The organism is Chachezhania antarctica (assembly GCF_003646465.1).
In the GTDB taxonomy this organism is placed as follows: Bacteria; Pseudomonadota; Alphaproteobacteria; order Rhodobacterales; family Rhodobacteraceae; genus Chachezhania; species Chachezhania antarctica.
This window is the reverse complement of the sequence record NZ_QZEX01000005.1, coordinates 342,691-368,648: the sequence shown is the minus strand read 5'-3', so window position 1 is coordinate 368,648 and position 25,958 is coordinate 342,691. Positions and strand designations below refer to the sequence as shown.

The 25,958-nt window shown below is 67.0% G+C and carries 22 protein-coding genes and 1 tRNA gene; 15 read left to right on the top strand and 8 right to left on the bottom strand.

Going from position 1 to position 25,958, the window contains the following annotated elements:
• From D4754_RS12670 to D4754_RS12645, 6 genes are all read right to left on the bottom strand, one after another.
• A partial coding sequence (locus D4754_RS12670; protein ID WP_205589625.1) for an Nramp family divalent metal transporter occupies positions 1-916 on the bottom strand: 916 nt, incomplete at its 3' end.
• Positions 917-1,460: 544 nt separating this feature from the next.
• Positions 1,461-1,535 (bottom strand) — tRNA-Glu (locus D4754_RS12665).
• A 109-nt stretch (positions 1,536-1,644) separates the two neighbouring features.
• Positions 1,645-3,387, bottom strand: coding sequence for a single-stranded-DNA-specific exonuclease RecJ (gene recJ, locus D4754_RS12660; RefSeq protein WP_121064047.1), 1,743 nt, complete (start codon positions 3,385-3,387; stop codon positions 1,645-1,647).
• A gap of 108 nt (positions 3,388-3,495) precedes the next feature.
• Complete coding sequence (glpX, locus tag D4754_RS12655) at positions 3,496-4,461, bottom strand: class II fructose-bisphosphatase (protein WP_121064045.1); 966 nt, start codon at positions 4,459-4,461, stop codon at positions 3,496-3,498.
• A 66-nt stretch (positions 4,462-4,527) separates the two neighbouring features.
• Positions 4,528-5,814 (bottom strand): homoserine dehydrogenase, encoded by a 1,287-nt coding sequence (locus D4754_RS12650; protein ID WP_121064043.1) that lies wholly within the window; start codon positions 5,812-5,814, stop codon positions 4,528-4,530.
• Between the two features lie 117 nt (positions 5,815-5,931).
• A complete protein-coding gene (locus D4754_RS12645; RefSeq protein WP_121064041.1) occupies positions 5,932-6,219 on the bottom strand; it encodes a hypothetical protein in 288 nt (95 codons plus the stop codon).
• A gap of 125 nt (positions 6,220-6,344) precedes the next feature.
• Between D4754_RS12645 and D4754_RS12640 the strand changes: the two genes are divergently transcribed.
• Complete coding sequence (locus D4754_RS12640) at positions 6,345-6,944, top strand: TetR/AcrR family transcriptional regulator (protein ID WP_121064039.1); 600 nt, start codon at positions 6,345-6,347, stop codon at positions 6,942-6,944.
• Positions 6,945-7,058: 114 nt separating this feature from the next.
• On the opposite strand, the gene D4754_RS12635 is transcribed toward D4754_RS12640, so the two are convergent.
• Positions 7,059-7,970, bottom strand: coding sequence for a pirin family protein (locus tag D4754_RS12635; RefSeq protein ID WP_121064037.1), 912 nt, complete (start codon positions 7,968-7,970; stop codon positions 7,059-7,061).
• A 223-nt stretch (positions 7,971-8,193) separates the two neighbouring features.
• On the opposite strand from D4754_RS12635, the gene D4754_RS12630 reads away from it, so the two are divergent.
• The 14 genes from D4754_RS12630 to ribD all read left to right on the top strand — a co-directional run bounded on the left by D4754_RS12630 (position 8,194) and on the right by ribD (position 23,833).
• Positions 8,194-8,661 (top strand): hypothetical protein, encoded by a 468-nt coding sequence (locus D4754_RS12630; protein WP_121064126.1) that lies wholly within the window; start codon positions 8,194-8,196, stop codon positions 8,659-8,661.
• A 416-nt stretch (positions 8,662-9,077) separates the two neighbouring features.
• Positions 9,078-10,508, top strand: a complete 1,431-nt coding sequence (locus D4754_RS12625; protein WP_121064035.1) for a Glu/Leu/Phe/Val family dehydrogenase — start codon at positions 9,078-9,080, stop codon at positions 10,506-10,508.
• A 232-nt stretch (positions 10,509-10,740) separates the two neighbouring features.
• The gene (locus D4754_RS12620; protein ID WP_121064033.1) at positions 10,741-11,994 is read left to right on the top strand and encodes a sarcosine oxidase subunit beta family protein; all 1,254 of its coding nucleotides are present in this window, start codon (positions 10,741-10,743) and stop codon (positions 11,992-11,994) included.
• Positions 11,995-12,042: 48 nt separating this feature from the next.
• Complete coding sequence (locus D4754_RS12615; protein WP_121064031.1) at positions 12,043-12,303, top strand: sarcosine oxidase subunit delta; 261 nt, start codon at positions 12,043-12,045, stop codon at positions 12,301-12,303.
• Positions 12,300-15,209 carry a sarcosine oxidase subunit alpha family protein gene (locus tag D4754_RS12610; RefSeq protein ID WP_121064029.1) on the top strand — a complete coding sequence of 970 codons (2,910 nt, stop codon included), beginning with the start codon at positions 12,300-12,302 and terminating at the stop codon, positions 15,207-15,209. Before D4754_RS12615 ends, D4754_RS12610 begins: the two co-directional genes overlap by 4 nt.
• A complete protein-coding gene (locus D4754_RS12605; protein ID WP_121064027.1) occupies positions 15,202-15,741 on the top strand; it encodes a sarcosine oxidase subunit gamma in 540 nt (179 codons plus the stop codon). The genes D4754_RS12610 and D4754_RS12605 overlap by 8 nt, the downstream gene beginning before the upstream one ends.
• Positions 15,742-15,789: 48 nt before the next feature.
• Complete coding sequence (locus D4754_RS12600; RefSeq protein WP_121064025.1) at positions 15,790-16,098, top strand: hypothetical protein; 309 nt, start codon at positions 15,790-15,792, stop codon at positions 16,096-16,098.
• A gap of 39 nt (positions 16,099-16,137) precedes the next feature.
• Positions 16,138-18,087, top strand: coding sequence for a DNA primase (gene dnaG, locus D4754_RS12595; RefSeq protein WP_121064023.1), 1,950 nt, complete (start codon positions 16,138-16,140; stop codon positions 18,085-18,087).
• Between the two features lie 443 nt (positions 18,088-18,530).
• A complete protein-coding gene (rpoD, locus tag D4754_RS12590; protein ID WP_121064021.1) occupies positions 18,531-20,516 on the top strand; it encodes an RNA polymerase sigma factor RpoD in 1,986 nt (661 codons plus the stop codon).
• Between the two features lie 140 nt (positions 20,517-20,656).
• On the top strand, positions 20,657-21,064 hold the full coding sequence (locus D4754_RS12585; protein ID WP_121064019.1) for a hypothetical protein: 408 nt from the start codon (positions 20,657-20,659) through the stop codon (positions 21,062-21,064).
• Positions 21,065-21,244: 180 nt separating this feature from the next.
• Positions 21,245-21,679, top strand: a complete 435-nt coding sequence (locus tag D4754_RS12580) for a hypothetical protein (RefSeq protein WP_121064017.1) — start codon at positions 21,245-21,247, stop codon at positions 21,677-21,679.
• Between the two features lie 9 nt (positions 21,680-21,688).
• Positions 21,689-22,105: a secondary thiamine-phosphate synthase enzyme YjbQ gene (locus D4754_RS12575; protein WP_121064015.1), complete on the top strand. Its 417-nt coding sequence runs from the start codon at positions 21,689-21,691 to the stop codon at positions 22,103-22,105.
• 145 nt (positions 22,106-22,250) lie between these two features.
• Positions 22,251-22,721 (top strand): transcriptional regulator NrdR, encoded by a 471-nt coding sequence (gene nrdR / locus D4754_RS12570; RefSeq protein WP_121064013.1) that lies wholly within the window; start codon positions 22,251-22,253, stop codon positions 22,719-22,721.
• Positions 22,718-23,833 carry a bifunctional diaminohydroxyphosphoribosylaminopyrimidine deaminase/5-amino-6-(5-phosphoribosylamino)uracil reductase RibD gene (gene ribD, locus D4754_RS12565; protein ID WP_121064011.1) on the top strand — a complete coding sequence of 372 codons (1,116 nt, stop codon included), beginning with the start codon at positions 22,718-22,720 and terminating at the stop codon, positions 23,831-23,833. Before nrdR ends, ribD begins: the two co-directional genes overlap by 4 nt.
• 100 nt (positions 23,834-23,933) lie before the next feature.
• Here ribD and D4754_RS12560 read toward each other — a convergent pair whose 3' ends face one another.
• The gene (locus D4754_RS12560) at positions 23,934-25,958 is read right to left on the bottom strand and encodes a capsular polysaccharide biosynthesis protein (RefSeq protein ID WP_121064009.1); all 2,025 of its coding nucleotides are present in this window, start codon (positions 25,956-25,958) and stop codon (positions 23,934-23,936) included.

Sequence of the window (25,958 nt, the reverse complement as noted above, 5' to 3'; positions counted from 1 at the left end):
CAAGGCTCGCATAACGGTCCGAAAGATCAAAGAAACCCATCTGCGTCATTGCTGCATCCCCTATATGCCGGTTCACCAAGTCACGATATCGCAGCGCCAAGGTCAGGGCAATTTTTAGAGATGCCCTGTAGTCGGGGTGAACCTCGACCGTGTGACCCTTGTCGCGCATCTCCTTGACGTAGACCATGCCGCTCTTCTTCTCGACGGCCCAGTTCGACTGCATCGCCGAGACTTCGGTCGTGGTCGGGAAGTAGCCCCACATGGACCCGAACAGGATCATCGCGCCAGCGGGCGGCAGCGACGGCAGAAGCCGTGCCATGTATTCGCCCGGGGGCGGTGCCTGAAGCGCGAAGGCGACGAAGGACGACAGGGCGAAAACGATGATCGCGATTTTGACCACGCCTTCGAACACCTCGTACTTGCCAAGCCAGAGGATCGCGACCGTGACCAACAGAACGCTGATCGACCATGCCTCGAGCGACATGAACGGGAAGGCCGCCCATAGCATCGCACCGCAGCCAAGCGCCCGTCCGGCGATGCCGAAGGTGTTGGCGAGCGACTGGAAGCCAAGGTACCAGAACGGCCACTGACCGACCCGGCCATAGGCGTTCATGATGGTTTCGCCTTTGACCATCGTGTAGCGATGGGCGAACTCGAAACAGCAGTATTTAAGGATGTAGGCTGCGGGAATGATCCACAGCAGCGCATATCCGAACTGTGCACCGGCCGTTGGGCCGTGCATGATGTGGCTGGCGCCGATCCCCGTCATTGCGGCGGCGATGCCGGGCCCTGCGTTGACCCACGTGTCCTTCAGGGTGGTGCCCGGCGCGTCCAGATAGATCGGTTCGCCCGGTGCGGTGCCCGCGTCGATCTGGCCATCGCCCTTGACCGGGGTATCCGTCGTGATGGTGCTCAATACTTGTCCTCCTACGTCTCAGTTGCCGCAACAGACCAGACCGCGAAGCGTACCTCGCGGGGGGTCGGCCGTGTTGCCGGGTGACTGCAATTTCGGTGGAGCGGAGTGCGAGTCCTCGGACCTCCTCATCCTCGTCGCACGGTGCTCCTCCCCAGTGGTATTGTGGTCTACCAGATACCAGAGTGCAAACCGAATGTCGCACTAGGTCGGATTGTCGCGCATCGCGCACAAACTTCCAGCCTGAAATGCCTGCAGACGCGCAAAAAATTGGCTTTGAACTATGGGAAGCCGACGCATTTACCCGGTGTCCGGCTGGACAGCTGACAATCTGGTGTACCAGCGCTTTTCTTGGGCGACGCCATGACGGGAAAGCCAGGCAAAACGCGTCCCGGCAATCCATGCCAAGGGTACAGGCGGAACCACAGTCGGGAGGCTGATTCGCAGGAGGCGACCCAGCCATGGAACCACGGAAAGGAGGCAGGCCACCGTCGTTGCAACGGTGCCGAAAGGCTGCGGTCAATGCGCGGGAATGTGGGAAGAAAAGTGGTAGCCCGTAGGGGAATCGAACCCCTCTTTCCAGGTTGAAAACCTGGCGTCCTAACCGATAGACGAACGGGCCACGCGGCGTGAGCGGTTACCTATGGAATCCGCCGCGGCCGCGCAAGGGAAAAATCGCGGCCCGGGCACGCTTTTTTGCGGGTGCCGCGACGTCCGCCCGGGCCGCCGTTTCAGCCCGCTTCGGCGGCGTCGTCCAGCTTCAGCTGCGCGGTCTGCCGGCCGTTCCAGGTGTTGACCTCAAGCCGTCCCGCAACGTGAAAGCGCCCGCCGCCGTGCTGCGCCATCCGCTGGCCCAGGGGGCTGTCCCACGCGCCGAACGAGATCGCCTCCAGCTTCGTGCCCATGCCATCGGTCAGCGTCACTTTCAGGTGGCCTTCGCCCACCTGCTTGGCAAAGGTCACGCCCATGTCGGGCAGCGCGAAACGCGGGGCAGGGGCGCCCGCGCCGTAGGGGCCTGCCGTCTCGATCTTCTCGATCAGCGGGACCTGTGCGGCCGATGCCATCAGCGTGCCGTCCAGCCGCAGATCGGCCGGACCCGCCGCACCTGCCCCCTGCTTTCCCAGGAGTTCGGACAGTCGCTCCATCGCCGGTTCCAGCTTGTCGCGCGCGACGGTCAGCCCGGCCGCCATCTTGTGTCCGCCGCCGCGGAGCAGCAGGCCCTCGCTTTCCAGCCGGTGGATCGAGGCGCCCAGATCGACACCCGCCACCGACCGGCCCGATCCCTTGCCCTCGTCGCCCGCCAGCCCGATCACCACGGCAGGTCGGTTCGTGGCCTCCTTCAGCCGTGCGGCCACGATGCCCACGACGCCCGGATGCCAGCCTTCGCCCGCCGCCCAGACCAGCGGCGCCTCCAGCCCGCGGGCTTCGGCCTGTGCCATCGCGGTCTCGCGCACCGCGGCCTCGATCGCGCGGCGGTCGGTGTTCAGCTCGTCCAGCCGCGCGGCCATGGCCTGCGCCTCGTGCGGGTCGAGTGTGGACAGGAGCCGCGCGCCAAGATCCGCCTTGCCGATCCGCCCGCCGGCATTGACCCGTGGGCCCAGCAGGAAGCCCAGCGAATAGCAGGTCGGTGCCGTATCCAGCCGCGAGACATCGCACAAGGCCACCAGCCCGGCCCGTTCCCGCCGCGCCATGATCACCAGCCCCTGCCGCACCAGCGCGCGGTTCACGCCGATCAGCGGCGCCACGTCGGCCACGGTGGCCAGCGCCACCAGATCCAGCAGCGCCATCAGGTCCGGCCCCTTGGCGCCGGCCTCGCGCATCTGCCGCCCGGCTTCGACCAGCATCAGGAAGACCACCCCGGCCGCGCAAAGATAGCCCAGATCGCCATCCTCATCCTGCCGGTTCGGGTTCACGACCGCCAGCGCGGTCGGCAGCGTCTCGCCCCCCAGATGGTGGTCCAGCACCACGACATCCGCGCCCGTCGCCGCGGCGATGGGTTCGTGCGACAGCGTCCCGCAATCGACGCAGATGATCAGGTCATGCGCTTTCGCCAGCGCCTGCATGGCGGGGACGTTGGGGCCGTAGCCCTCGTCGATCCGGTCGGGCACATACAGCGTCGCCTCGCGCCCCAGCGCGCGCAGCCACGTGATCAGAAGCGCGGCCGAAGACCCGCCATCGACATCGTAATCGGCAAAGATGGCGATCTTCTCGCGCCGGCTGACCGCCGACAGGACCCGCGCCGCGGCCTTTTCCATGTCCTTCAGGGTCCGGGGATCGGGCAGCAGATCGCGCAGCCTGGGCTCAAGAAACACCGCCGCCTCCTCTGCCGGCACGCCGCGGCGCACCAGCACCTGGCACACCGCGCGGTCGAGCCCCGTGATGCGCACCATGGCGTCGGCGGCCCGGTCGGCCTCCAGCGTCGGCCCGACCCAGCGCCGCCCCGTCAACGATGTCTCGACCCCCAGATAGCTCATGCCCGCTCCCCCGATGCAAAAGGCCGGGAACCCCCTCCCGGCCTTCTTCTTTCTCCAAATACTCCCGCCGGAGGCGCACGCCAACCGCGCCAGTCCCGGCCGGGAAGATCAGTCCAGCGGTGCCTCGCGGCGGATGCGGCGGACCTCGCCGGTTTTCGACCGCAGCACCAGCGTCTCGGTGATGACCCGGCCCCCGGCCTTCTTCACTTCCGGCAGCAGCGACCCGCCGGTCACGCCCGACGCGGCGAACAGCACGTCGCCCGACACCATGTCGTCGCGGTTGTAGATGCGGTCCAGGTCCGTGATCCCGGCTTTGGCCGCGCGGCCGCGTTCGTCATCGTTGCGGAACAGCAGCTTCGTCTGGATCTGCCCGCCCATGCATTTCAGCGCCGAGGCCGCCAGCACGCCTTCCGGCGCCCCGCCCGAGCCCATGTACATGTCGATGCCCGTGCCGGGTTCGGCGCAATGCATCACGCCGGCCACGTCACCGTCGGAGATCAGGCGCACCGCGGCCCCGGTCGACCGCACGCCCGCGATCATCTCCTCGTGCCGCGGACGGTCGAGGATGCAGACCTTGATGTCGCCCGGCGCTACGCCCTTGGCGGCGGCCAGCGCCTCGACCCGCTCGGCCGGGCTCATCGACAGCTGCACGACACCGTCGGCATAGCCCGGCCCGATGGCCAGCTTTTCCATGTAGACGTCGGGCGCGTGCAGCATCGAATGCCGCGGGCCCATCGAGATCACGGTCAGCGCGTTGGGCATGTCCACCGCGGTCAGCGAGGTGCCTTCCAGCGGGTCCAGCGCGATGTCGACGCCCGGGCCTTCGCCGGTGCCGACCTCTTCGCCGATATAGAGCATCGGCGCCTCGTCGCGTTCGCCTTCGCCGATCACGACGACACCGGCGATGGCCAGCTTGTTCAGCTCTTCCCGCATCGCGTTCACGGCGGCCTGGTCGGCGGCTTCCTTGTCGCCGCGTCCGATCAGCTTGGCCGAAGCGATGGCCGCCATCTCCGAGACCCGGGCGATGGCGAGCGAGAGCATGTCGTCGTCGAAATCGCTGGTTTGGGTAGTCATGAAATCACTCCGGTCTGAATAGGGTCGCAACGATGGGCCACGCGATATTCCGCGGGGCCGGAAAGATCATACCGCTTCGATCCGGAGCGCGACGGGCGGGGCCAGGACGACATCGGTCGTCTCCAGCGCACGCAGGGCCGCGTCGAGCGCATCCGGGGCGGCGGCGTGCGTCACGATAAGCACCGGCGCCTCGAGTTCGGCGTGGTCGTATTGCCGCATCCTGTCGATGGACAGCTCGTGCTGGCCCAGGATGGTCGCCACCTTGGCCAACGCGCCGGGTTTGTCGGCCAGTGTCATCCGCAGGTAATAGGGCGCGGGCCGGGCGGACCGGGCCGGGGGGCTGTCGGCCAGCGTGCCGGCGGGCTGCCCGAAGGTCGGGATGCGGATGCCGCGGGCCAGGTCGCAGACATCGCCCATCACCGCACTGGCGGTCGGGCCTTGGCCCGCGCCGGGGCCGCGCAGCACGATCTGTTCGACCGCGTCGCCTTCGATCACCACCATGTTGGTGCCGCCTTCCAGCTGCCCGATGGGAGAGCTTGCGGGCACAAGGCAGGGCTGCATCCGCTGTTCGACGCCGTCGGCCGTCTGCTGGGCCACGCCCAGAAGCTTGATGCGATAGCCCATGTCTGCGGCGCGGTTGATATCGTCGATGGAAATCCGCTCGATCCCCTCGATCCGCATGCCGTCGAAATCGGGCTTGGTGCCGAAGGCAATCGACGCGAGCAGCGCCAGCTTGTGCCCGGCGTCGATCCCGCCGACGTCGAGCGTTGGATCGGCTTCGAGGAACCCGAGCGCATCGGCTTCGGCAAAGACGTCATCATAGGGCAGGCCCGCGCTTTCCATCCGGGTCAGGATGTAATTGCAGGTCCCGTTCATGACCCCCATCACGCGGGTGATCTTGTTGCCGGCGAGCGATTCCGTCAGCGCCTTGACCACCGGGATGCCGCCGGCGACGGCGGCTTCGAACCGGATCGTGCGGCCAGCCGCTTCGGCCGCTTCGGCAAGCGCCTGTCCGTGATGGGCCAGCATGGCCTTGTTGGCGGTGACGACATCCTTGCCGGCCGCCAGCGCGGCCTTCGTGGCGTCGAGTGCCGGGCCGCTGTCGCCGCCCATCAGTTCGACGAAGATGTCCACGTCATCGCGTTTGGCAAGGGTCACGGGATCGTCTTCCCACGCATAGGCCGACAGGTCGACGCCGCGGTCCTTGGACCGGTCGCGGGCAGAGACGGACGTGATGGCGATTGTACGTCCGGTGCGGGCTGTCAGAAGATCTGCATGGCGCTGGACGATGCCCACCACCCCTGCTCCAACGGTTCCAAGCCCGGCGATACCCAGACGCAACGGATCTGCCATCCGCGTCTCCTTTCCATGTTGTTCCCGCAGGGCTTTGCTGCACCTGCATTCACTGCTGGCTTAGCCCTATTGGCGTAAAGGTGCAACGCGCCCTTGCGAAGCATGGGCAGGCAGGGATCAGTCGGGCGGTGTCTGCTGGCGCAGCGCGTTGGCCCGGGACTTCAACCGGCTGGCGCGCGCGCTCAGATCCGCCTCGACCTCGCTGGCATCGTCGTCCGGGCTGGTCACGTCGAAGAGCGACGGGGGCAGGGGAACCAGCGCGGGATAGTCTGCCTTTTCAAGATCCGGCGGCAGCGGGTCGTCGAGGCCCGGGACCTTTTCGCAGGCCGAAAGGCACAGTGCCGCCACGAGCAGCGCGCCCGCGAGGCGGGGGCCGGGTCGGGCCATGTCGGGTCTGGGGCGCATTGCGGGATCCTGCGGGTTTCAGACCCCGTTGATGCCGCGTCGCGCGGCGCGGCACAAGCGTCACGGGCGGGGCGGGGCGGCGAACTTGCTTTTTCCGAGGGCGGGCATGGGCTAGCGTGCCCGGGATGGCACGCACCACCGGATCACATTCCGACATCACCGGCCCGCGGATACAGGACGCGGCGCTGAAGCTGTTCGCGGCGCATGGCTATGCGGCCGTGTCGATGCGCCAGATCGCCGGCGAGGTCGGGCTGCAGGCGGGGGCACTCTATAACTACATCCCCGACAAGCAGAGCCTGCTGTTCGGCCTGATGCAGCGGCACATGGAAGAGCTGCTGGCGGCGCGGGAGGCAGAGCGTGAGGCGGTGGGAGAGGGTGCGGGCGCCCTGGCGCAGCTGGAGGCGTTTACCCGGTTTCACATCGTCTTTCACCTGGACCGGCCGGATGCCGTCTTCATCGCCTACATGGAGCTGCGGAACCTGAGCCCCGGGAATTTCGCCGAGATCGAGCGGCTGCGGCGCGTCTACGAGGATGAGCTGGAGGGGATCCTGCGGGCTGGCATCGCCTCGGGCGAGGTCGCGGTGACGGATCCGAAACTGGCGACGCTCGCGGTGATCGCGATGCTGACGGGTGTCACGACATGGTATCGCCCGGCGGGGCGGCTGTCGCGCGAGCGGGTGGCCGAGATCTACTGGGACATGGTCCGCAGGTCCGTGATCGCGTGACGCCCCGCGCCCCCGCTGCGGACCCGCCCGGCCCACCCCCGTCGGATCGCGTGCCGCGATCCTCCTTGCCCGCCGCGGGGGCACGGGGCTCGCGGCGGGCGTTCGTTTAGGGGGTCAGTGCGCGGGTCGGATAAAGGTGCCGCTGCGCAGTTCCTTGAAGGCCTGGCGGAGTTCGTCTTGCGTGTTCATCACGATGGGACCGTGCCAGGCGACGGGTTCGTCGATCGGTGCGCCCGAGATCAGCAGGAACCGGATGCCTTTCGGGCCGGCCTGGACCGTCACCTCGTCGCCCGTGCCGAAGCGGACCAGCGTGCGGTCGCCGGACATGTCGCGGATGTTGACCTCCTGGCCCATCACTTCCTTTTCCAGCAGCACGCCCTGCGGCGCAGACGCATCGGCAAAGGCGCCGGCGCCGTCGAAGACGTAGGCGAAGGCACGGCGGTAGGTGTCCACCGGGAAGGTCTTCTTCACGCCGGGCGGCACGTAAATGTCGAGGTACTGGGGATCGGCAGCGATGCCGTCGACCGGGCCCGTCTTGCCCCAGAACGTGCCGACGACGATCTTCACCCGTGTGCCGTCATCGTCGACGATCTCGGGGATGTCAGCCGCGGTCACGTCCTGGTAGCGCGGCGCGGTCATCTTCTGCGACGACGGCAGGTTGCCCCAGAGCTGGAAGCCATGCATCTGGCCGCGCGCGTTGCCTTCGGGCATCTCCTGGTGGAGGATGCCCGACCCGGCCGTCATCCATTGCACGTCGCCGGCGCCCAGCGTGCCCGCGTTGCCGAGGCTGTCGGAGTGTTCGACACTGCCGGAGAGCACATAGGTGATGGTCTCGATCCCCCGGTGCGGGTGCCAGGGGAAGCCGCGGATGAAATCCTCGGGGCGTTCGTTGCGGAAATCGTCGAAGAGCAGGAACGGGTCGAGCTCGGACGGGTCCTGGAAGCCGAAGGCGCGGTGCAGCTTGACGCCGGCGCCTTCCAGCGTGGGCGTGGCGCGGCGGGTTTCGAGCGTGGGTCTGAGGGACATGTTTGCCTCCACTGGGGTTCACGGGTGAATGTAGGGGAGGGAAGGGCCGGGACATAGTGGCGCCGGGAGGAGAGGCACTGTGCAGACGTGAACAGTGGTTTCGGATCGCCTGCGGGCGATCCGACCGAAGCGGGGGCTGCCGCCCCCGCACCCCCGCCTTCAAGGGGGCATTGCCCCCATACCCCCTTGCGATTAGGGACGAAGCCGGAACGGGGGATTGGCGATGACGGACGAGGTGATTGCGCGGATCGATGTGGCGCCGGGGCGGCGCTGGCTTGGCGTGGGGATGATCGGGCTGCTGGCCGCCCTGCTTGTGTATCTCGCGATGAGCATCCCGTTTCACCTGCCGCGGCAGCTGGGGTTGCTGGCGGCTGGCGGACTGGCGTTCTGGCTGGCAATGGCGATGCACCGGTCGACGTCGGTGTCCATCGAACTGACCGGGACCCAATTGCGCGACGGCAGCGGCATGGTTCTGGCCGAGATCGCCGATATCGTTGCGGTCGAACGCGGGGTTCTGGCCTTCAAGCCGTCGAACGGGTTTCTCGTGCGGACCGCGTCGAAACAGGCGCGCGCGTGGAAGCCGGGGCTCTGGTGGCGGCTGGGCCGGCGGGTCGGTGTCGGCGGTGTGCTGTCCGCCGGGCAGACCAAGGCCATGGCGGATACGCTGGCCGCGATGATCGTCAACCGCTGAACGGACCGGGCCGGTAACGTGCACCGCTGCGAAAAGGGCCCGCGCCCGGTTCGCAAGGGAGGATCGCGTCGGCGATCCGACCGGGGAGGGCGGGTGGGGCGAACCGGGTGCGGGCCCGGGGCCGCCACCTGGCACCGTCCGGCGTTGCCGTTTGGTCATGTTGCCGATGACCGGATCAATCCGTTCCTGTATGGGTTGTTCAACGGGATCTCTTCGGGAAGGTCCGGACAGACGTCATCCGGCAAGGAGGCAGGACGACCGACGGGCCGGCGGGCCGAGTGGCGCCCGGGCTCGCAAAACCATGCCAGGCCGGCCCGACGGGCCTGCGGCGGATCTTCCGCCATCCGGGCATTAACCAAGCCGTCATCGGGCAATGCCCATAGTGCGCAAAGGCGAATCGCAGAGGAGGAGACAGAATGGCTCCGAGACAGGAACCGTCATTCCGCGAAAGCGTGGATCTGATGTTCAACCGCGCAGCGGCGTTGATGGATCTGCCCCCCGGGCTGGAAGAAAAGATCCGCGTCTGCAACGCGACCTACACGGTGCGTTTCGGCGTCCGGTTGCGCGGCACGATCCAGACCTTCACCGGCTACAGGTCCGTCCATTCCGAACACATGGAACCCGTCAAGGGCGGCATCCGCTTCTCGATGGGCGTGAACCAGGACGAGGTCGAGGCGCTCGCCGCCCTGATGACCTACAAGTGCTCGCTGGTCGAAGCGCCGTTCGGCGGCTCGAAAGGCGGGCTGCGGATCGATCCGCGCCAGTATGACGAGCATGAACTGGAACTGATCACCCGGCGCTTCGCCTACGAACTGATCAAGCGCGATCTGATCAACCCGTCGCAGAACGTCCCCGCCCCCGACATGGGCACCAGCGAACGCGAGATGGCCTGGATCGCCGACCAGTACGCGCGGATGCACACCACCGACATCAATTCGCGGGCGTGCGTGACGGGCAAGCCGCTGAACGCGGGCGGTATTGCCGGCCGGGTCGAGGCAACGGGCCGGGGCGTGCAATACGCGGCGCAGGAATTCTTCCGGCACCAGGAGGACAAGGCGCGCGCCGGCCTGCAGGGTACGCTCGACGGCAAGCGGGTCATCGTGCAGGGCCTGGGCAACGTGGGCTATCACGCGGCCAAGTTCCTGTCGGAACTGGACGGCGCGAAGGTCACGGGCATCATCGAACATGACGGGGCGCTGTTCAATCCGGCCGGTCTGGATGTCGAAGCGGTGCGCAACTGGATCGTCAGCCATGGCGGCGTGACGGGCTTTCCCGACGCGGCCCACACGGCCAAGGGCACGGCGGTGCTGGAGGAAGAGTGCGACATCCTGATCCCGGCGGCCATGGAAGGCGTGATCACGCTGGAAAACGCGCACCGGATCAACGCCAAGCTGATCATCGAGGCGGCGAATGGCCCGATCACGGCCGGGGCCGACGATATCCTGCGCGAAAAGGGCGTGGTCATCATCCCCGACATGTATGCCAACGCGGGCGGTGTGACCGTGTCGTATTTCGAATGGGTCAAGAACCTGTCCCATATCCGCTTCGGCCGCATGCAAAGGCGGGACGAGGAATCGCGCCACCAGCTGATCGTGTCGGAACTGGAACGGCTGGACCAGAAGATGGGTGACGCATGGTCTCTGACGCCCGCGTTCAAGGAGAAATATCTGCGCGGGGCGGGGGAGCTGGAACTGGTACGCTCGGGGCTCGATGACACGATGCGGATTGCCTACCAGGCGATGCGCGAAGTGTGGCTCAGCCGCGACGATGTGCCGGACCTGCGGACGGCGGCTTACCTTGTGTCCATCGACCGGGTGGCGGCGAGCTATCGCGCAAAGGGTCTCTGACCGACGGGCGGGCGTGGGCCCAAGCGGCTTGAAGCACGTTGGTGAAACGGACATGCGGAAAGGCGTTCGGTAACGCCTTTCCGTGCGGCCCGCCGGACGCATGGATTTCGGTGCCCGGGCGGGACGTCGCCGTGTGACAATTTATCGGCGCAAACAGGCTGCGCCGCTGCATCGCCCCTGCTACTCCTGTCGGCGCGGGGGCGTTCGCTCCCGTTTCTGTCCGGAGAGAACCATGCGATTTTCCGCAGCGCGGATCCTGAAGGAAGGGCTGACCGGCAACCGTGGCTGGCGCCCGCACTGGCGCTCCCCCGAGCCGAAGCCGGACTACGACATCATCATTGTTGGCGGCGGCGGGCATGGTCTGGCCACGGCCTATTACCTTGCGCGGACCCACGGGTTGACGAACATTGCCGTGCTGGAAAAGGGCTATCTTGGCGGCGGCAACGTGGGGCGCAACACGACCATCGTGCGCGCCAATTACGCGATGCCCGGCAATACCGAATTCTACTCCCATTCTCTGAAGCTCTGGGAAGGGTTGGAGCAGGATCTGAACTACAACGTCATGCATTCGCAGCGCGGCGTCATCAACCTGTTCCACTCCGACGGCCAGCGCGACTATGCCGTGCGGCGCGCCAACGCGATGCTGATCCAGGGCGACGACGCGATCATCCTGGACCGCGACGGCGTGCGGAGGATGCTGCCCTATCTCGATCACGACAACGCGCGCTTCCCGATCTATGGCGGGCTTTATCACCCCCGCGGCGGCACCGCGCGCCACGACGCCGTGGCCTGGGGCTTTGCCCGCGGCGCCGACATGCGCGGGGTCGACCTGATCCAGAACTGTGAAGTCACCGGTATCGACATCGAACATGGCCGTGTCACCGGCGTCCAGACGACACGCGGGCCGATCCGGGCCAAGAAGATCGGGCTGGCCGCCGCCGGACGGTCTTCCCAGGTGGCCGCGATGGCGGGCCTGCGGCTGCCGATCGAATCCAACATCCTGCAGGCCTTCGTCACCGAGGGGCTGAAACCCGTGATTGATAATGTCGTCACCTTCGGCATGGGCCACTTCTATATCAGCCAGTCCGACAAGGGCGGGCTCGTCTTCGGGGGCGACCTTGATTACTACGCCTCCTACGCCGCGCGGGGCAATCTGCCCGCGGCCGAGCACGTGATGGAAGCGGGCATGGCGCTGATGCCCATGATCGGCAAGGCCAAGGTGCTGCGCAGCTGGGGCGGGATCGTGGACATGACGCCCGATGGCTCGCCCATCATCGACAAGGCGCCGGTCGACGGGCTCTATCTGAATTGCGGCTGGTGCTATGGCGGCTTCAAGGCGACGCCGGGATCGGGCCACACCTTCGCCCACCTGATCGCCACCGACACCCCGCACGAGGCCGCCGCCGGGCTGAGGCTCGACCGGTTCGCGTCGGGCATCGGGCTGATGGATGAAGAGGGCACCGGCTCTCAGCACAACCTGCACTGAGACAGACCAAATGACGAACATCCAGGCCATGATGGGGACCCGACACACATGAGACTGCCCTGTCCGATCTGCGGCCCCCGCGACAGCCGCGAATTCATCTATCGCGGCACGGCGCTGGATCGCCCCGCGCCCGATGCCGGGACGGAGGCGTGGGAGGAGTACCTGCACCTGCGGGACAACCCCGCAGGCCCGATCCGGGAATTCTGGTACCACCATGCCGGCTGCACCGCATGGATCGAGGTCACCCGCAACACCGCCACGCACGAGATCTCGGACGCCGTGCTGGCCGGCGGGGAGGGCGCGGCATGAGGGTCAAGGACAGGGGCCGGATCGACCGGGAGAGCCGCATCGCCTTCACCTTTGACGGCGCGCGGTACGAAGGCCATCCGGGGGATACGCTCGCCTCGGCCCTGCTGGCCAATGATGTCCGCATGGTGGGGCGGTCGTTCAAGTATCACCGTCCGCGGGGCATCCTGACCGCGGGGAGCGCTGAACCGAATGCTCTGGTAACGGTAGGCAGGGGCGCAGAGGCATCGCCCAACGAACGCGCAACGATGGTGGAGCTTGCCGAAGGGCTGGCCGTCACCTCGCAGAACCGCTGGCCGTCGCTGGGTTTCGACGTGTTGTCGGTCAACGACATGGCCGCGCGGTTCCTTGGCTCGGGCTTCTACTACAAGACGTTCATGTGGCCGCGGAGCTTCTGGGAGAAGGTGTACGAACCCGCCATCCGCCGCGCGGCGGGCTTGGGCGCATTGTCCGGACAGCACGATCCGGCGGATACCGAGAAGGGCTTCCTGTTCTGCGACCTGCTGGTGATCGGCGCGGGCCCCGCAGGCCTGATGGCCGCGCTTGTTGCGGGAGAGGCCGGGGCCGACGTGATCCTGGCCGATGAAGGTTTCGCCCCCGGCGGGCAGCTGACGGGCGAGGTCGAGGACATCGCAGGCCAGCCCGCCCACGCATGGGCGGAAAGCACGTGGGCGAAGCTGAACGCGATGCCCAATGTCCGCTGCATGTCCCGCACCACCGTCACCGGCGCCTACGATCAGGGCACCTTTGGCGCGCTGGAGCGGTTCCCGGAAGGCCGCGGCCCCCGCGAATGCTTCTGGCGGATCGCGGCGAAGCGGTCGGTGCTGGCGGCGGGCGCGCTGGAACGCGCGATTGCCTTCCGCAACAACGACCGCCCCGGCATCATGACGGCAGGCGCCGTGCGCGCCTATCTGAACCGCTGGGGTGTCAGCTCGGGCCGGGCCGTGACCGTGTTCGCCAACAATGACGACGCCCACCGCACCGCACGCGATCTGGTCGCGGCAGGGGTATCGGTGGCGGCGGTGCTCGACAGCCGCCACGATGCGCCGAAGTCACCCGATTTCGAGGTGATCCGCGGCGCGCAGGTCTGCAACACGGCGGGGCGGAAGCGGCTGGAAAGCGTCACCTACCGCACGTCGAAGGGTGAACAGAGCCTGATGACGGATTGCCTTGCCATCTCCGGCGGGTGGAACCCTGCGGTGCATCTGACGTGTCACATGAACAGCCGCCCGGTCTGGCGTGACGATCTGCTGGCCTTCGTGCCGGCCCCCGGCGCCGTGCCCGGGCTGATCCCTGCGGGCGCCTGCAACGGTGTCTTCGCGACGGCGGCCTGCCTGGCCGATGGGGCCTCGGCCGCGAAAACCGCGCTGCGGGAACTGGGCATGACCTCGCCCGACGTGGACCTGCCCGACGCCGGTGCCGACGCGGGCCGGATCTCTCCGCTCTGGGCGGTGCCGGGGAAGGGGCGCTCCTGGCTCGATTTCCAGAACGACGTCACCGTCAAGGACGTGAAGCAGGCCGCGCAGGAGAACTTCCAGTCGGTCGAGCACATGAAGCGCTACACGACGCAGGGCATGGCCACCGATCAGGGCAAGATGTCGAACGTCACCGCGCTGGCTGTACTGGCCGACGCGACCGGCCGCGCGATTCCCGAGACGGGCACGACCACGTTTCGCCCGCCCTTCAGCCCCGTGTCGATCGCGGCAATGGGTGCCGGGGGCCGGGGGCAGAGCTTTGCGCCGCAACGGTTCATGACCTCGCACGCCGCGACCGTCGAACGCGGTGCGCCGATGATCGAGGCGGGGCTGTGGTACAGGCCGACCTACTTCCCGGCGCCGGGGGAAACCCACTGGCGGCAGGCCTGCGACCGGGAGGTGCGCTATGTCAGGAATGCCGTGGGCGTGGCCGATGTCTCGACCCTGGGCAAGATCGACATTCAGGGTCCGGGCGCGGCGGCGCTGCTGGATTTCGTCTATACCGGGCTCTTTTCGTCGCTGAAGGAAGGTCGTGTGCGTTATGGCCTGATGCTGCGCGAAGACGGGCACGTGATGGACGATGGCACCACCGCGCGGCTGGGGGAAAACCACTACCTGATGACCACCACCACCGCCGCTGCGGGAGAGGTGATGCGCCATCTGGATTTCGCGAAACAGGTGCTGCGGCGGGATCTGGATGTGGCGACGATCTCGGTCACCGAGCAATGGGCGCAGTTCGCCGTTGCCGGGCCGAAGTCGCGAGACTTGCTGGAAGATCTGCTGGGCACGTCGCTCGGTGGCTGGCCCTTCATGTCCTGCGGGCCGGTGAAGGTGGGCGGTGTCGATGGGCGCCTGTTCCGGATCTCGTTCTCGGGCGAGCAGGGCTGGGAAATCGCCGTTCCCGCACGCTTTGGCGCGAGCCTGTTCGACGCGCTGGTGGCCAAGGCCGAGGCAATCGACGGCGGGATGTACGGGATGGAGGCGTTGAACGTCCTCAGGATCGAAAAGGGCTTCCTGACCCATGCCGAACTGCATGGCCGGACCACGGCGTTCGATCTTGGGATGGGGCGGATGATTTCCGCGAAGAAGGATTGCATCGGCAAGGTGATGGCCGCGCGGCCCGGGCTTGTGGCCAACAGCCGGGCGCAGCTTGTCGGGCTGAAGCCCGTGGGCGAGGTGCAGCAGCTTGTCTCCGGCGCGCACCTGTTCCGGGAAGGGGCGCGGATCTCGCCCGAGAACGATCAGGGCTACGTGACCTCCGTCTGCTATTCGCCGACGCTGGGGCACATGATCGGGCTGGCGTTCCTTGAGCGTGGCCCCGACCGGATGGGCGACCGGATCCGCATGGTGGACCGGACCAAGGATATCGAAACCCTGTGCGAAGTCGTCAGCCCCGTCTTCTTCGACCCGGACGGAGGACGCGCCCGTGCTTGACCTGACCGCCAAGACCCCCTGCGACGGGCTGCTGCCCGTCTCGCATGGCCCCTTCACGCTGACGGAGATCGTGCCGAAGGCCTTGACCTCCATCGCGCCCTTCAAGGGGCAGGCGGGGGCGGTGTCGGATACATTGCAGTCCGCCCATGGCATCACCTTGCCGAGCATCGGCGGTGCCACCGGCAACGGCTCGGTCCAGGCGATCTGGTTCGGGCAGGGGCAGTACCTGCTGACCGGTCCGGCGCCCGACGGGCTGGACGGGATCGCCGCCGTCACCGATCAGACCGACGCCTGGGCCACGGTGCGCCTTGACGGCCACGAAGCGGCCGAGGTTCTGGCGCGGCTGGTGCCCGTCGACATGCGGCCCGCGATGTTCCCGGACGGGACGTCGGTGCGCACCTTGCTGGGGCACATGACCGTGTCGATCACGCGCGAGGGTGAGGGCTACCGGATCATGGCGTTCCGGTCGATGGCGGTGACGCTTGTGCATGAAATCGCCGGAGCCATGGAAGCCGTCGCCCAGCGTCTGTAAGGTCAGCCGCGAACCCGTCGATTCTTTGACTGCCCCGGAGACCACCACATGATCCGCACCGCTACCGCGCTGGCCCTTGCAGCCGCGCTTGCCACGCCCGCGTTCGCACAGGACGCGGCCAAGACCGAAAGCTGCACCTACCAGGCCCAGGTCGTGGCCGCCATCCAGCAGGCCCGGCTTGACCGCGTCAGCGAACGCGACGTGCCCGCGCACATCGCCGCGACCAACCCCACATGGCCCGCCGAATACTCCAACGCGATCCCGCTGATCACGCCGTGGGTCTACGAACAGAAGCGCCGCGTCATCCGCAATCAGGAGCTTTCGTCGGCGTGGCTGGAGCTTTGCCTGCAGCAGTGAGCATCTGGACTTGAGCCTGCTTTGAGCGCATCCTGAGCCATGGCCCTGCCCCCCGGATTCCTTGACGAGTTGCGCACCCGTACCAGCCTTGCCCAGGTGGTCGGCCGCAAGGTCATGTGGGACAGCCGCAAGTCGAACGCGGCCAAGGGGGACCTGTGGGCGCCGTGCCCGTTCCACCAGGAAAAGACCGCCAGCTTCCACGTCGACGACCGGAAGGGCTTCTACTACTGCTTCGGCTGCCACGCGAAAGGAGACGCGATCGGGTTCGTGAAGGACACCGAGAACGTCAGCTTCATCGAGGCGGTCGAGATCCTCGCGGGCGAGGTCGGCATGCAGATGCCCGCGCCCGACCCGCAGGCGCAGGCCAAGGCCGACCGGAACTCCCAGCTGGCCGACGTGATGGAGCAGGCGGTCCAGTTCTTCCGCATGCAGCTTCAGCGCGGCGTCGCCACCGACGCCCGGCAGTACCTGACGGAAAAGCGCGGGCTTGGGCCCGAGGTGCTGGAGCGCTGGGAGATAGGCTTTGCCCCCGACGCGTGGCAGGGGCTGTGGGATCACCTGCGCGGCAAGGGCGTGGCCGAGGACATGATCTTCGACGCCGGGCTTGCCAAGCCGTCGTCGAAGGGCGGCAAGCCCTATGACACGTTCCGCAACCGCATCATCTTCCCGATCCGCGATCACCGCGGCCGCGCCATCGCGTTCGGCGGCCGGGCGATGGATCCGAACGACAATGCGAAATACCTGAACTCTCCCGAAACCGCGCTCTTCGACAAGGGGCGCACGCTTTACAACATCGCGCGGGCGCGGACGGCGGCGGGCAAGGGCCAGCCGCTGATCGTGGCCGAAGGCTACATGGACGTGATCGCGCTGTCGGAAGCCGGGTTCGAAGCGGTCGTGGCGCCGCTGGGCACGGCCGTCACCGAAACCCAGATGGCGATGCTGTGGCGTCTGGCGCCCGAACCCGTGATCGCGCTGGATGGCGACACCGCGGGCCTGCGCGCCGCACGGCGGCTGGTGGATCTGGCGCTTCCGCTGGCGGAACCGGGCCAGAGCCTGCGCTTTGCCATGATGCCCGAAGGGCAGGACCCCGACGACCTGATCCGCGCCAAGGGCGCCAAGGGGGTCGAGGCGGTTCTGGAAAAGGCCGTGCCGCTTGTCCGCATGTTGTGGGACCGGGAACTGGCCGCCTCCAAGCTGGAAACCCCCGAACAGCGCGCCGATCTGGATCGGCGTTTGCGCGAGGCGGTATCGAAGATCCGGTCGGGCGAGGTGCGGTACCATTACCAGCAGGCGCTGAAGGACCTGATGTTCCAGACCTTCCGCGCGCCCAAGCGCCGGGACACGTGGCAGAAGGGCCGCAAGCCCCCGCCCGCCGCGGCCAGCATGCAGGCCCGCGCCAGCCTTCTGGCCCGCGACGTGACCAGGCGCGAGATCGAGGCGCTGAAGGAACGGGTGGCGCTGGCCATCCTGATCCGCCGGCCCGATCTGGTGTCCGTCTTTGCCGACGGGATCGAAAGCTTCGACTTCATCGAACCCGGCCACCAGTCGCTGGCGCTGACGCTGGCGGCGCGCGGCGGGATGGAGGAGGTCGAGCAACTGATCGCCGAACTGGGCCGTGCGGGGCAGGGCGATGCCGTCGACCGCATCTTCGCCGACCCGACCGTCAAGATCCTGCCGGCGCTGCGCCCGGGGCAGGATATCGAGGTGGCCAAGATGACCGTGGCCGAACTTCTGGCCACATTGGAAGCCGATCGCGGCCACCGTCTTGAATTGGAAGAGGCGACCCACGATATCGGCGCTGCGGACAACGAAGTGCTGACCCGACGTCTGGATGATGCCAACCAGGCACGTTACAAGGTGGTCACGCCGCGCGATGCCGGGTCCGTCGACTTCGACCGCGCGCCGAACGGGATGCTCATCGACCGCTCCGAGAAAGAGCGATTCGATGCTCTCCTGTCTCAGTTGAACCGGCAAAAGGGCCGCAAATGAGGAAATTCGGTAAGGAAACCGGATAAAAACCCCTGTAAAGGGTTCTCGAATCACTTCTCCGTCCTAAATGATTCGGACAGGCGAAGGTGATTCGCAGTCGGGGACTTTCGGTACCGGCTGCTTCCCGAAATGGTCCGTGCCGCATGTCGGGCGGGTTTATCGTTTCGTGAGAAGACCGTGGTAAACGGTGTGAATTGGGGCAACGGCACCTGCGCTGGGATGCGCGGGCCGGCGCCCCGGACGACCGCGCAAGCGAAACGAAACGAAGACCGCCGCAAGAGACAGCGCCGCAAGAGACATTGAATGACCGCCCATATGTGTTTCATTCCCTCGCTGCCCCGTACCGCCCCGGCGGACCGGCGGCGCCTCCGCCCCGGGCCGAGCGCGTGACCGCGCCGCCCAAGAATTCTGCCCAACGCCCGTCCCGCATCCAGGAGACCCGAATGGCCCCTAAAGATACCGACGAACGCAAAACCGACGAGCAGGAACCCGAAATCTCGCTCGACATGAGCCAGGCCGCCGTCAAGAAGATGATCGGCGAGGCGCGCGAGAAAGGGTACATCACCTACGATCAGCTCAATCAGGTTCTGCCGCCGGATCAGGTCAGCTCGGAACAGATCGAGGACGTGATGTCGATGCTGTCCGAAATGGGCATCAACATCATCGAGGACGAGGAAGCCGAGGAAGAGGAAAACAAGACCTCGACCGAAGTGGTGACCACGGATTCGAACCGCGAAGTCACGCTGGCCGCCTCGCAATCGGAAAAGCTCGACCGCACCGACGACCCGGTGCGCATGTACCTGCGCGAGATGGGATCGGTCGAACTGCTGAGCCGCGAGGGCGAGATCGCCATCGCCAAGCGGATCGAGGCCGGCCGCAACACGATGATCGCGGGCCTGTGCGAAAGCCCACTGACCTTCCAGGCCATCACCATCTGGCGCGACGAACTTCTGAGCGAAGACATTCTCCTGCGCGACGTGATCGATCTGGAAACCACCTTTGGCGACCAGATGGACGAAGAAGGGGCCGCGACCGCCCCGATCGTCGACAGTTCCACCGTCGAGGCGAAGAAGCCGGCCAATGACAACGGGCCGGAGCTGGATGCCGACGGCAATCCGATCATCAAGGAAGACGACGACGAGGAAGAAGACCAGGCCAACATGTCGCTGGCCGCGATGGAAGCGGCCCTGAAGGACCAGGTTCTGGCCACGCTCGAACAGATCGCCGGCGACTATGAGATGCTGTCGGCCATGCAGGACAGCCGGATTTCGGCGACGCTGAACGAGGACGGATCGTTCTCGGCCGGGGACGAGGAAACCTACCAGAAGCTGCGGTCGGAAATCGTCGAACTGGTGAACGGCCTGCACCTGCACAACAATCGGATCGAGGCGTTGATCGACCAGCTGTACGGCATCAACCGCCGGATGATGGCGCTCGACAGCTCGATGGTGAAGCTGGCCGACCAGGCCCGTATCAACCGGCGCGAATTCATCGATGCCTATCGCGGCCGCGAGCTTGACCCGAACTGGCTGAACGAGATGGCCGAAAAGCCGGGCCGTGGCTGGCAGACCTTCATCGAACGCTCGGCGCCCCAGGCGGAAGAGCTTCGCGCCGACATGGCGCAGGTGGGTCAGTACGTGGGCCTCGATATCAGCGAATTCCGCCGCATCGTCCAGCAGGTCCAGAAGGGCGAAAAGGAAGCGCGCCAGGCCAAGAAGGAAATGGTGGAAGCCAACCTTCGGCTCGTGATCTCGATCGCCAAGAAGTACACCAACCGCGGGCTGCAGTTCCTCGACCTGATCCAGGAAGGCAACATCGGCCTGATGAAGGCGGTCGACAAGTTCGAATACCGCCGTGGCTACAAGTTCTCGACCTACGCGACGTGGTGGATCCGGCAGGCGATCACCCGGTCCATCGCGGACCAGGCCCGCACGATCCGGATCCCGGTCCATATGATCGAGACGATCAACAAGCTGGTCCGCACCGGCCGCCAGATGCTGCACGAGATCGGCCGCGAACCGACCCCGGAAGAGCTGGCCGAAAAGCTGCAGATGCCGCTGGAGAAGGTCCGCAAGGTGATGAAGATCGCCAAGGAACCGATCAGCCTCGAAACCCCCATCGGGGACGAGGAAGACAGCCAGCTGGGCGATTTCATCGAGGACAAGAACGCCGTCCTGCCGCTGGATTCGGCCATTCAGGAGAACCTGAAGGAAACCACGACCCGGGTGCTGTCCTCGCTGACGCCGCGGGAAGAACGTGTGCTGCGGATGCGCTTCGGCATCGGCATGAACACCGACCACACGCTGGAAGAAGTCGGCCAGCAGTTCAGCGTGACCCGCGAACGGATCCGCCAGATCGAAGCCAAGGCGCTGCGGAAGCTGAAGCATCCCAGCCGCTCGCGCAAGCTGCGCAGCTTCCTGGACCAGTAACAAGGGTCCCGGCCGGCCCGACACGGGGCTGGCCCGCCTTCCGCCTTCTCAATTGCGCGTGACAACGGCGCGATATGGGGTGTGTCCGGGGTCTCGTGCTGCCATGATGATGGTTAATCCATCGACAGCAGGTTGGTATCATGAAACAAAACGCACTCCATCTGGGCCTGGCCGCCGTTCTGGCGGTCGCGGTTTCCGCGCCGGCAGCCCATGCCAGTGGCCGCACGGCCCGCGCCATCGATATCAACCTGTTCGAAGTCACGGGCCGCAACAGCGGCGATGGCAGCGGCATCTGGTGCGAGGCGGCGAATTTCGCACGGCGGACGCTGAAAGCCTCGTGGCAGACCGATATCTACGTCGCCTCTCCGATGGGCAACAGCCAGTTCACCGGGCGCAAGGGGGCCGTGAAGTTCACGCTGAATCCGCAGGCCGCGGGCATCACACCGACATCCGGTGTGACGAGCATCAATACCTTCCGCGTGGGGGAAAGCATGTCCGTCCAGTCCGCGAACTACGAATGCACCGTGCGCAGCATCTCGGGCTTCTGAGGTGATTGCCTATCGGCGGAAACATGACTGCCGGCATCGCGTCACGCTATTGTTTTCAAAACCCAAATGGCGTGTGATAGAACACACCGCACTCGACCCTGATCCGCGCCGGAACGGTTTTCCGGAACCCCAGCGCGGGGCGGCGGGTTGAGGTGTGGTACAAAGTTCGGAGACCTTCCAATGACCCAACGGTCCCTTTCGTTCGCGAAACGCGCCGCCGCCGTGGCGACGCTCGCGCTTTCTCTGGGCGTGCCCAGCAGCGCCCTGGCCTGGCGCGCCATCAACGGCCTTGACGTGAACCCAGTCAAGCAAGGCGTGGTCGAGGTCGTCGGCCGGGCCGGATCGAGCGGACAGCAGCTGTGGTGCGCGGCTGGCGATTACATGCTTCGCGTGCTGAGCATGCCGACATCGCAACGGTTCTACATCTACCGCGGCCGCGGCATGGGCGAGACCGAGCGCCGGTCGAACACGGTCCAGTTCTCGGTCAACCCGCCGCCCAGCGGCGCCATCGCACCGGGCATCTCGCTCAACATGAGCGCCGTCGGCGACAACATGACCGTTGCCTCGGCACGGTTCTATTGCGACGCCGATCAGCAACCCTTCTGGTTCGACTGACGCACCGCCTTGCAGACGGAGATCGAAATCCCGACCGGCGGTCAGGGCCTGTACGAGTTTACGCGCGACGTGCAGGACTGGATCGCCGGGAGAGGCAGCCGGACGGGGCTTCTCACGCTGTTCGTCCGGCACACATCCTGTTCGCTGCTGATCCAGGAAAACGCCGATCCGGACGTGCAGAGCGATCTTCTGGCCTATTTCCGCCGTCTGGTCCCGCCGGGCAACGACCCGTCGATGCGCTACCTGACCCACGTTCTGGAAGGGCCCGACGACATGCCGGCCCATATCAAGGCCGCCATCCTGCCCGTGAGCCTGTCGATCCCGGTGGCCGATGGCGCGGCGGTCCTTGGCACGTGGCAGGGCATCTACCTTTTCGAGCATCGCGACCGCCCGCACCGGCGCAAGGTGGCGCTGCACCTCGCCTGAGCGGGCTTGCACGCCCGATCCCATGCTGCATCTAGTTGTGCACAACGCACTCTACCCAAACTGTCGCGGTTGCCCTATAGTGGTTGACAGGGATACGGGGCAGGGCCTCAAGTGACGGTAAGATCAGGACAATAGGGGGCTCGGGATGCGCTGTCCATTTTGCGGCAATGTGGACACTCAGGTTAAGGATTCGCGGCCCGCTGAAGATCACGTCGCGATCCGGCGCCGACGGTTCTGTCCGGCCTGCGGGGGCAGGTTCACGACCTATGAGCGCGTGCAACTGCGCGACCTGGTGGTGATCAAGAGCTCCGGCAAGCGCGAGGAATTCGACCGGGACAAGCTGGAACGCTCGATCCGGATCTCCATGCAGAAGCGACCGATAGAACCCGAACGGATCGACCAGATGATCTCGGGCATCGTGCGGCGGTTGGAAAGCATGGGCGATACGGACATCCCGTCGAAGAAGATCGGCGAGATCGTGATGGAGGCGCTGTCGCGCATCGACACGGTGGCCTATGTGCGCTTCGCGAGCGTCTACAAGAATTTCCAGGCGGTCGAGGATTTCGAGGACTTCATGGCCGAACTGCGGCCCGGCGAAACGCCGCCCGAGACATGACGGCAGGCACGGCTTCGCCGGAGGCAGACCGGCGCTTCATGGCCCTGGCCCTGTCGCTGGGCCGTCGCGGCATGGGGCGGACATGGCCCAACCCGGCCGTGGGCTGCGTGATCGTGAAGGACGGCCGGATCGTGGGCCGCGGCGTGACGGCCGATGGCGGCCGGCCCCATGCGGAAGTCGTCGCATTGGCGCAGGCCGGTGACGCGGCGCGCGGTGCAACGGCTTATGTCACGCTGGAACCCTGCGCCCATCATGGACAGACCCCGCCCTGCACCGACGCGCTGATCGCGGCCGGCGTGGCGCGCGTGGTGGCGCCCTTGCCCGACAACGATCCGCGTGTGTCGGGCAAAGGCTTTGCCTTGCTCGAGGCCGCGGGCATCGCGGTGGAGCAGGGCGTGCTGGGCGACGTGGCCGCGCGCGATCATCGCGGGTTCTTCCTGCGGGCCGAACAGGGGCGGCCCTGGGTGACGCTGAAACTTGCCGGATCGCTCGACGGGCGGATTGCCACGGCGACGGGGCAAAGCCGGTGGATCACCGGGCCCGAGGCACGGCGGATGGTGCATGGCATGCGTGCCCGCCATGACGCGGTGATGGTGGGCGCCGGCACCGCGCGGGCGGATGACCCGTCGCTTACGGTGAGGGACATGGGCGTCGACCGGCAGCCGGTGCGCGTCGTGGTCTCGCGCCACCTGGATCTGCCGTTGATGAGCAAGCTTGCCCGCACGGCGCTTCAGGTGCCGGTGTGGCTGTGCCACGGCCCCGGTGCCGCGTCGGAACGGATGGCGGCGTGGACCGGCGTGGGGGCGGAGCTTCTGCCCTGCAATGTGCAGGGCGGCCAACTGGAGCCGCGCGCCGTTCTCACGCAGATCGGCCGGCGGGGCATCACGCGTGTCTTCTGCGAAGGCGGGGGCGCGCTGGCGGCATCGCTGCTGGATGCGGATCTCGTGGACGAACTGATCGTGTTTACCGCCGGGCTGGCCATCGGGGCCGAGGGCCTGCCGGCAATCGGGGCCCTGGGCCTTGGTTCGCTGGACGCGGCCCCGCGCTACCGGCTGCGCGAGACACGCGCCGTCGGACCCGACGTGATGCACCGATGGGGACGTGCCGGCTAGGCCGGTCGAACGCGTCCGCCCCCGCGCGCACTGCCCCGCCCACCCACCCAAACGGCAGAGACCTGCGGTCCCTGCCTCGGCAGTGCGCGCGGGGGCGATCTTAGCGCCAGATCCACGCGTGGCTGGAAAGGGCGCCCTGCACCTTGGCGAGGCTCCGGTTCAGGGCGCCGGGCCGCGGGATCTGCCCGTCGGCCAGCCGGTCCACGATGATCTCGGCCGGGCAGGGGCGGCCGGTGACCGGATCGCGGTAACGTGGGTAGTCGATCAGCGCGGCGTGGGCGAGGGTTGCGATGTCGATCCGGCGGGACCCGAAGGCGGCCTTGCGGCGCGCAGGGACGTCTCCCAGGTCGGTCGTCAGGCCCCAGCCGGCATAGAACGGTGCGCCCAGCGTCGTGACGGGAAGACCGCGGAGCAGGGCTTCGAACCCGAGCGCCGAGGTCATGGTCCAGACCTCGTTCACATGTGGCAATAGCCGGGCCGGGTCGATGCCGGCCAGCACGATATCGGCGAGCGCCGCGGCATCCAGCGCGCCGGGGCGCAGGCCTGCTTCGACATCCGGATGGGGTTTGTAGATCAGGACCGCGGCGGGGTTGGCCTTGCGAGCGGCCTCCAGCAGTGCCCGGTTGGTGCGGATCGCGTCGGTGCCCAGCCGGATGGAGGCGTCGTCCTCGACCTGGCCCGGCACGAGGATGCGGTGGCCTTCGGGCAGATCGGGCGGTGGGGCGCCGATGTTGTACTTGCTGAGGCCCAGATCGGTGAGCCGTGCGATCAGCCGTTCCGCGCGCTGGCGCTGGGGGGGCGTCAGATCGGCGCGGCGGGCAATCCATGTCTCCAGTGCGCTGGGGCGGGTCGGGTCGTAGTAGATGCCGTCTTCGTCAAGAACCAGGGACAGCGGCGGGACGAGTTCGGCGCCAAGCCCGCGGGAACGCAGGAAGCCGTCTTCGACGCGGACCGACCGATCATCAGCATCGGCCTTGCCCGCCCAGATCATGCGGCGGCGGCCGGTGCTGGTGGCAAGCCGTTCGGCGCGGGCCGGATCGTCGGTGAAGATCACCTTCTTCTGCCCCCCGAACATCGCGTTCAGGGGCCGTCGCTTCCACAGCCGCATGCCGCTGGCGATCCAGCCCCTGTGATCGTCCCGCCAGGCGCGGGTCTCGGCCTCGAAGGCGTCGAGCGCGGTGTCGAGATCGCAGAGCCTGTCATGGAACGGATCGTACCAGAGCGGGTAGAGGATCATCGCCGCCGCAAAGAGCTGTTCCGCCGTGAGCCGGCGCGTGCGGCGGGGCATCGGGAACGCGTCTTCCGTCAGGCCCCAACCGGCATAGAAGGGCTGGCCGAAGACATGGGGGCGATGGCCGGACAGGATCGCCTCGAACCCCAGCTGAGACGACACGGTGTAGACGGCCGCCGCACCGTCCAGCAGCCGCCAAGGGCTGACCGGGGCGCCGTGCAGGGTGACATTTTCCGGCAGTGCCGCGGGATCGAAATGGCCGGAACGGTGACCGGTGCGGGTTTCGGGATGGGTGCGGATCACGATCGGCGCTTCGGGATGGGCCCGGCGCGCTGCTGCCAGCATTTCGCGAAACCGGTCGGGGCCTGCGCCGCTGAGCCGGACGGAGGCGTCGCCGTGGGTCTGGTCGATGACAAGGATATAGCCGGGATCGGGCGCGGGCAGGGCGGGATCGAAGGCGGTGTACTTGGACAGGTGGCCTTCGCGCATCCGGCGGATGCCGTCGCGGGCGCGGTCCATCAGGGCCGGGTCGTCCAGCGGACGGGTGGCCAGCAGGGTTTCAAGATCGGAGGGCCGCGCGGTATCGAAATGCAGGCCGGTCCGGTCCACCACGAGCCCCAGGGGCGGGCCGCTCCGCGCGCGACCGGGGTGAAGCGAGCGGAGGAACGCGTCTTCCACCCGGATCAGGGGCGCGTCGTACCGGCGGGCCATGGCCTCTCCCCGCCACGCGGTGGGGCTGGCGCCCCACAGGCCGATGCTGTCGCCAGGGCGGGGCAGGCCGATTTGCGGGGGCAGGCCCGCCAGAGCCAGGATGCGACGCACCCGGGGCTGGGTCAGGAAACCACCGTTGTAGACAAGAAACCGGCCCGCGGGATGCCCGGAGAGGGCCGGCAT

Excerpts from the sequence above, each read along its gene's own strand:
- recJ (WP_121064047.1), bottom strand. The coding sequence starts at position 3,387 with ATGAGCTATCTGGGGGTCGAGACATCGTTGACGGGGCGGCGCTGGGTC.
- glpX (WP_121064045.1), bottom strand. The coding sequence starts at position 4,461 with ATGACTACCCAAACCAGCGATTTCGACGACGACATGCTCTCGCTCGCC.
- D4754_RS12650 (WP_121064043.1), bottom strand. The coding sequence starts at position 5,814 with ATGGCAGATCCGTTGCGTCTGGGTATCGCCGGGCTTGGAACCGTTGGA.
- D4754_RS12645 (WP_121064041.1), bottom strand. The coding sequence starts at position 6,219 with ATGCGCCCCAGACCCGACATGGCCCGACCCGGCCCCCGCCTCGCGGGC.
- D4754_RS12640 (WP_121064039.1), top strand. The coding sequence starts at position 6,345 with ATGGCACGCACCACCGGATCACATTCCGACATCACCGGCCCGCGGATA.
- D4754_RS12635 (WP_121064037.1), bottom strand. The coding sequence starts at position 7,970 with ATGTCCCTCAGACCCACGCTCGAAACCCGCCGCGCCACGCCCACGCTG.
- D4754_RS12630 (WP_121064126.1), top strand. The coding sequence starts at position 8,194 with ATGACGGACGAGGTGATTGCGCGGATCGATGTGGCGCCGGGGCGGCGC.
- D4754_RS12625 (WP_121064035.1), top strand. The coding sequence starts at position 9,078 with ATGGCTCCGAGACAGGAACCGTCATTCCGCGAAAGCGTGGATCTGATG.
- D4754_RS12620 (WP_121064033.1), top strand. The coding sequence starts at position 10,741 with ATGCGATTTTCCGCAGCGCGGATCCTGAAGGAAGGGCTGACCGGCAAC.
- D4754_RS12615 (WP_121064031.1), top strand. The coding sequence starts at position 12,043 with ATGAGACTGCCCTGTCCGATCTGCGGCCCCCGCGACAGCCGCGAATTC.
- D4754_RS12610 (WP_121064029.1), top strand. The coding sequence starts at position 12,300 with ATGAGGGTCAAGGACAGGGGCCGGATCGACCGGGAGAGCCGCATCGCC.
- D4754_RS12600 (WP_121064025.1), top strand. The coding sequence starts at position 15,790 with ATGATCCGCACCGCTACCGCGCTGGCCCTTGCAGCCGCGCTTGCCACG.
- dnaG (WP_121064023.1), top strand. The coding sequence starts at position 16,138 with ATGGCCCTGCCCCCCGGATTCCTTGACGAGTTGCGCACCCGTACCAGC.
- rpoD (WP_121064021.1), top strand. The coding sequence starts at position 18,531 with ATGGCCCCTAAAGATACCGACGAACGCAAAACCGACGAGCAGGAACCC.
- D4754_RS12585 (WP_121064019.1), top strand. The coding sequence starts at position 20,657 with ATGAAACAAAACGCACTCCATCTGGGCCTGGCCGCCGTTCTGGCGGTC.
- D4754_RS12580 (WP_121064017.1), top strand. The coding sequence starts at position 21,245 with ATGACCCAACGGTCCCTTTCGTTCGCGAAACGCGCCGCCGCCGTGGCG.
- nrdR (WP_121064013.1), top strand. The coding sequence starts at position 22,251 with ATGCGCTGTCCATTTTGCGGCAATGTGGACACTCAGGTTAAGGATTCG.
- ribD (WP_121064011.1), top strand. The coding sequence starts at position 22,718 with ATGACGGCAGGCACGGCTTCGCCGGAGGCAGACCGGCGCTTCATGGCC.
- D4754_RS12560 (WP_121064009.1), bottom strand. The coding sequence starts at position 25,958 with ATGCCGGCCCTCTCCGGGCATCCCGCGGGCCGGTTTCTTGTCTACAAC.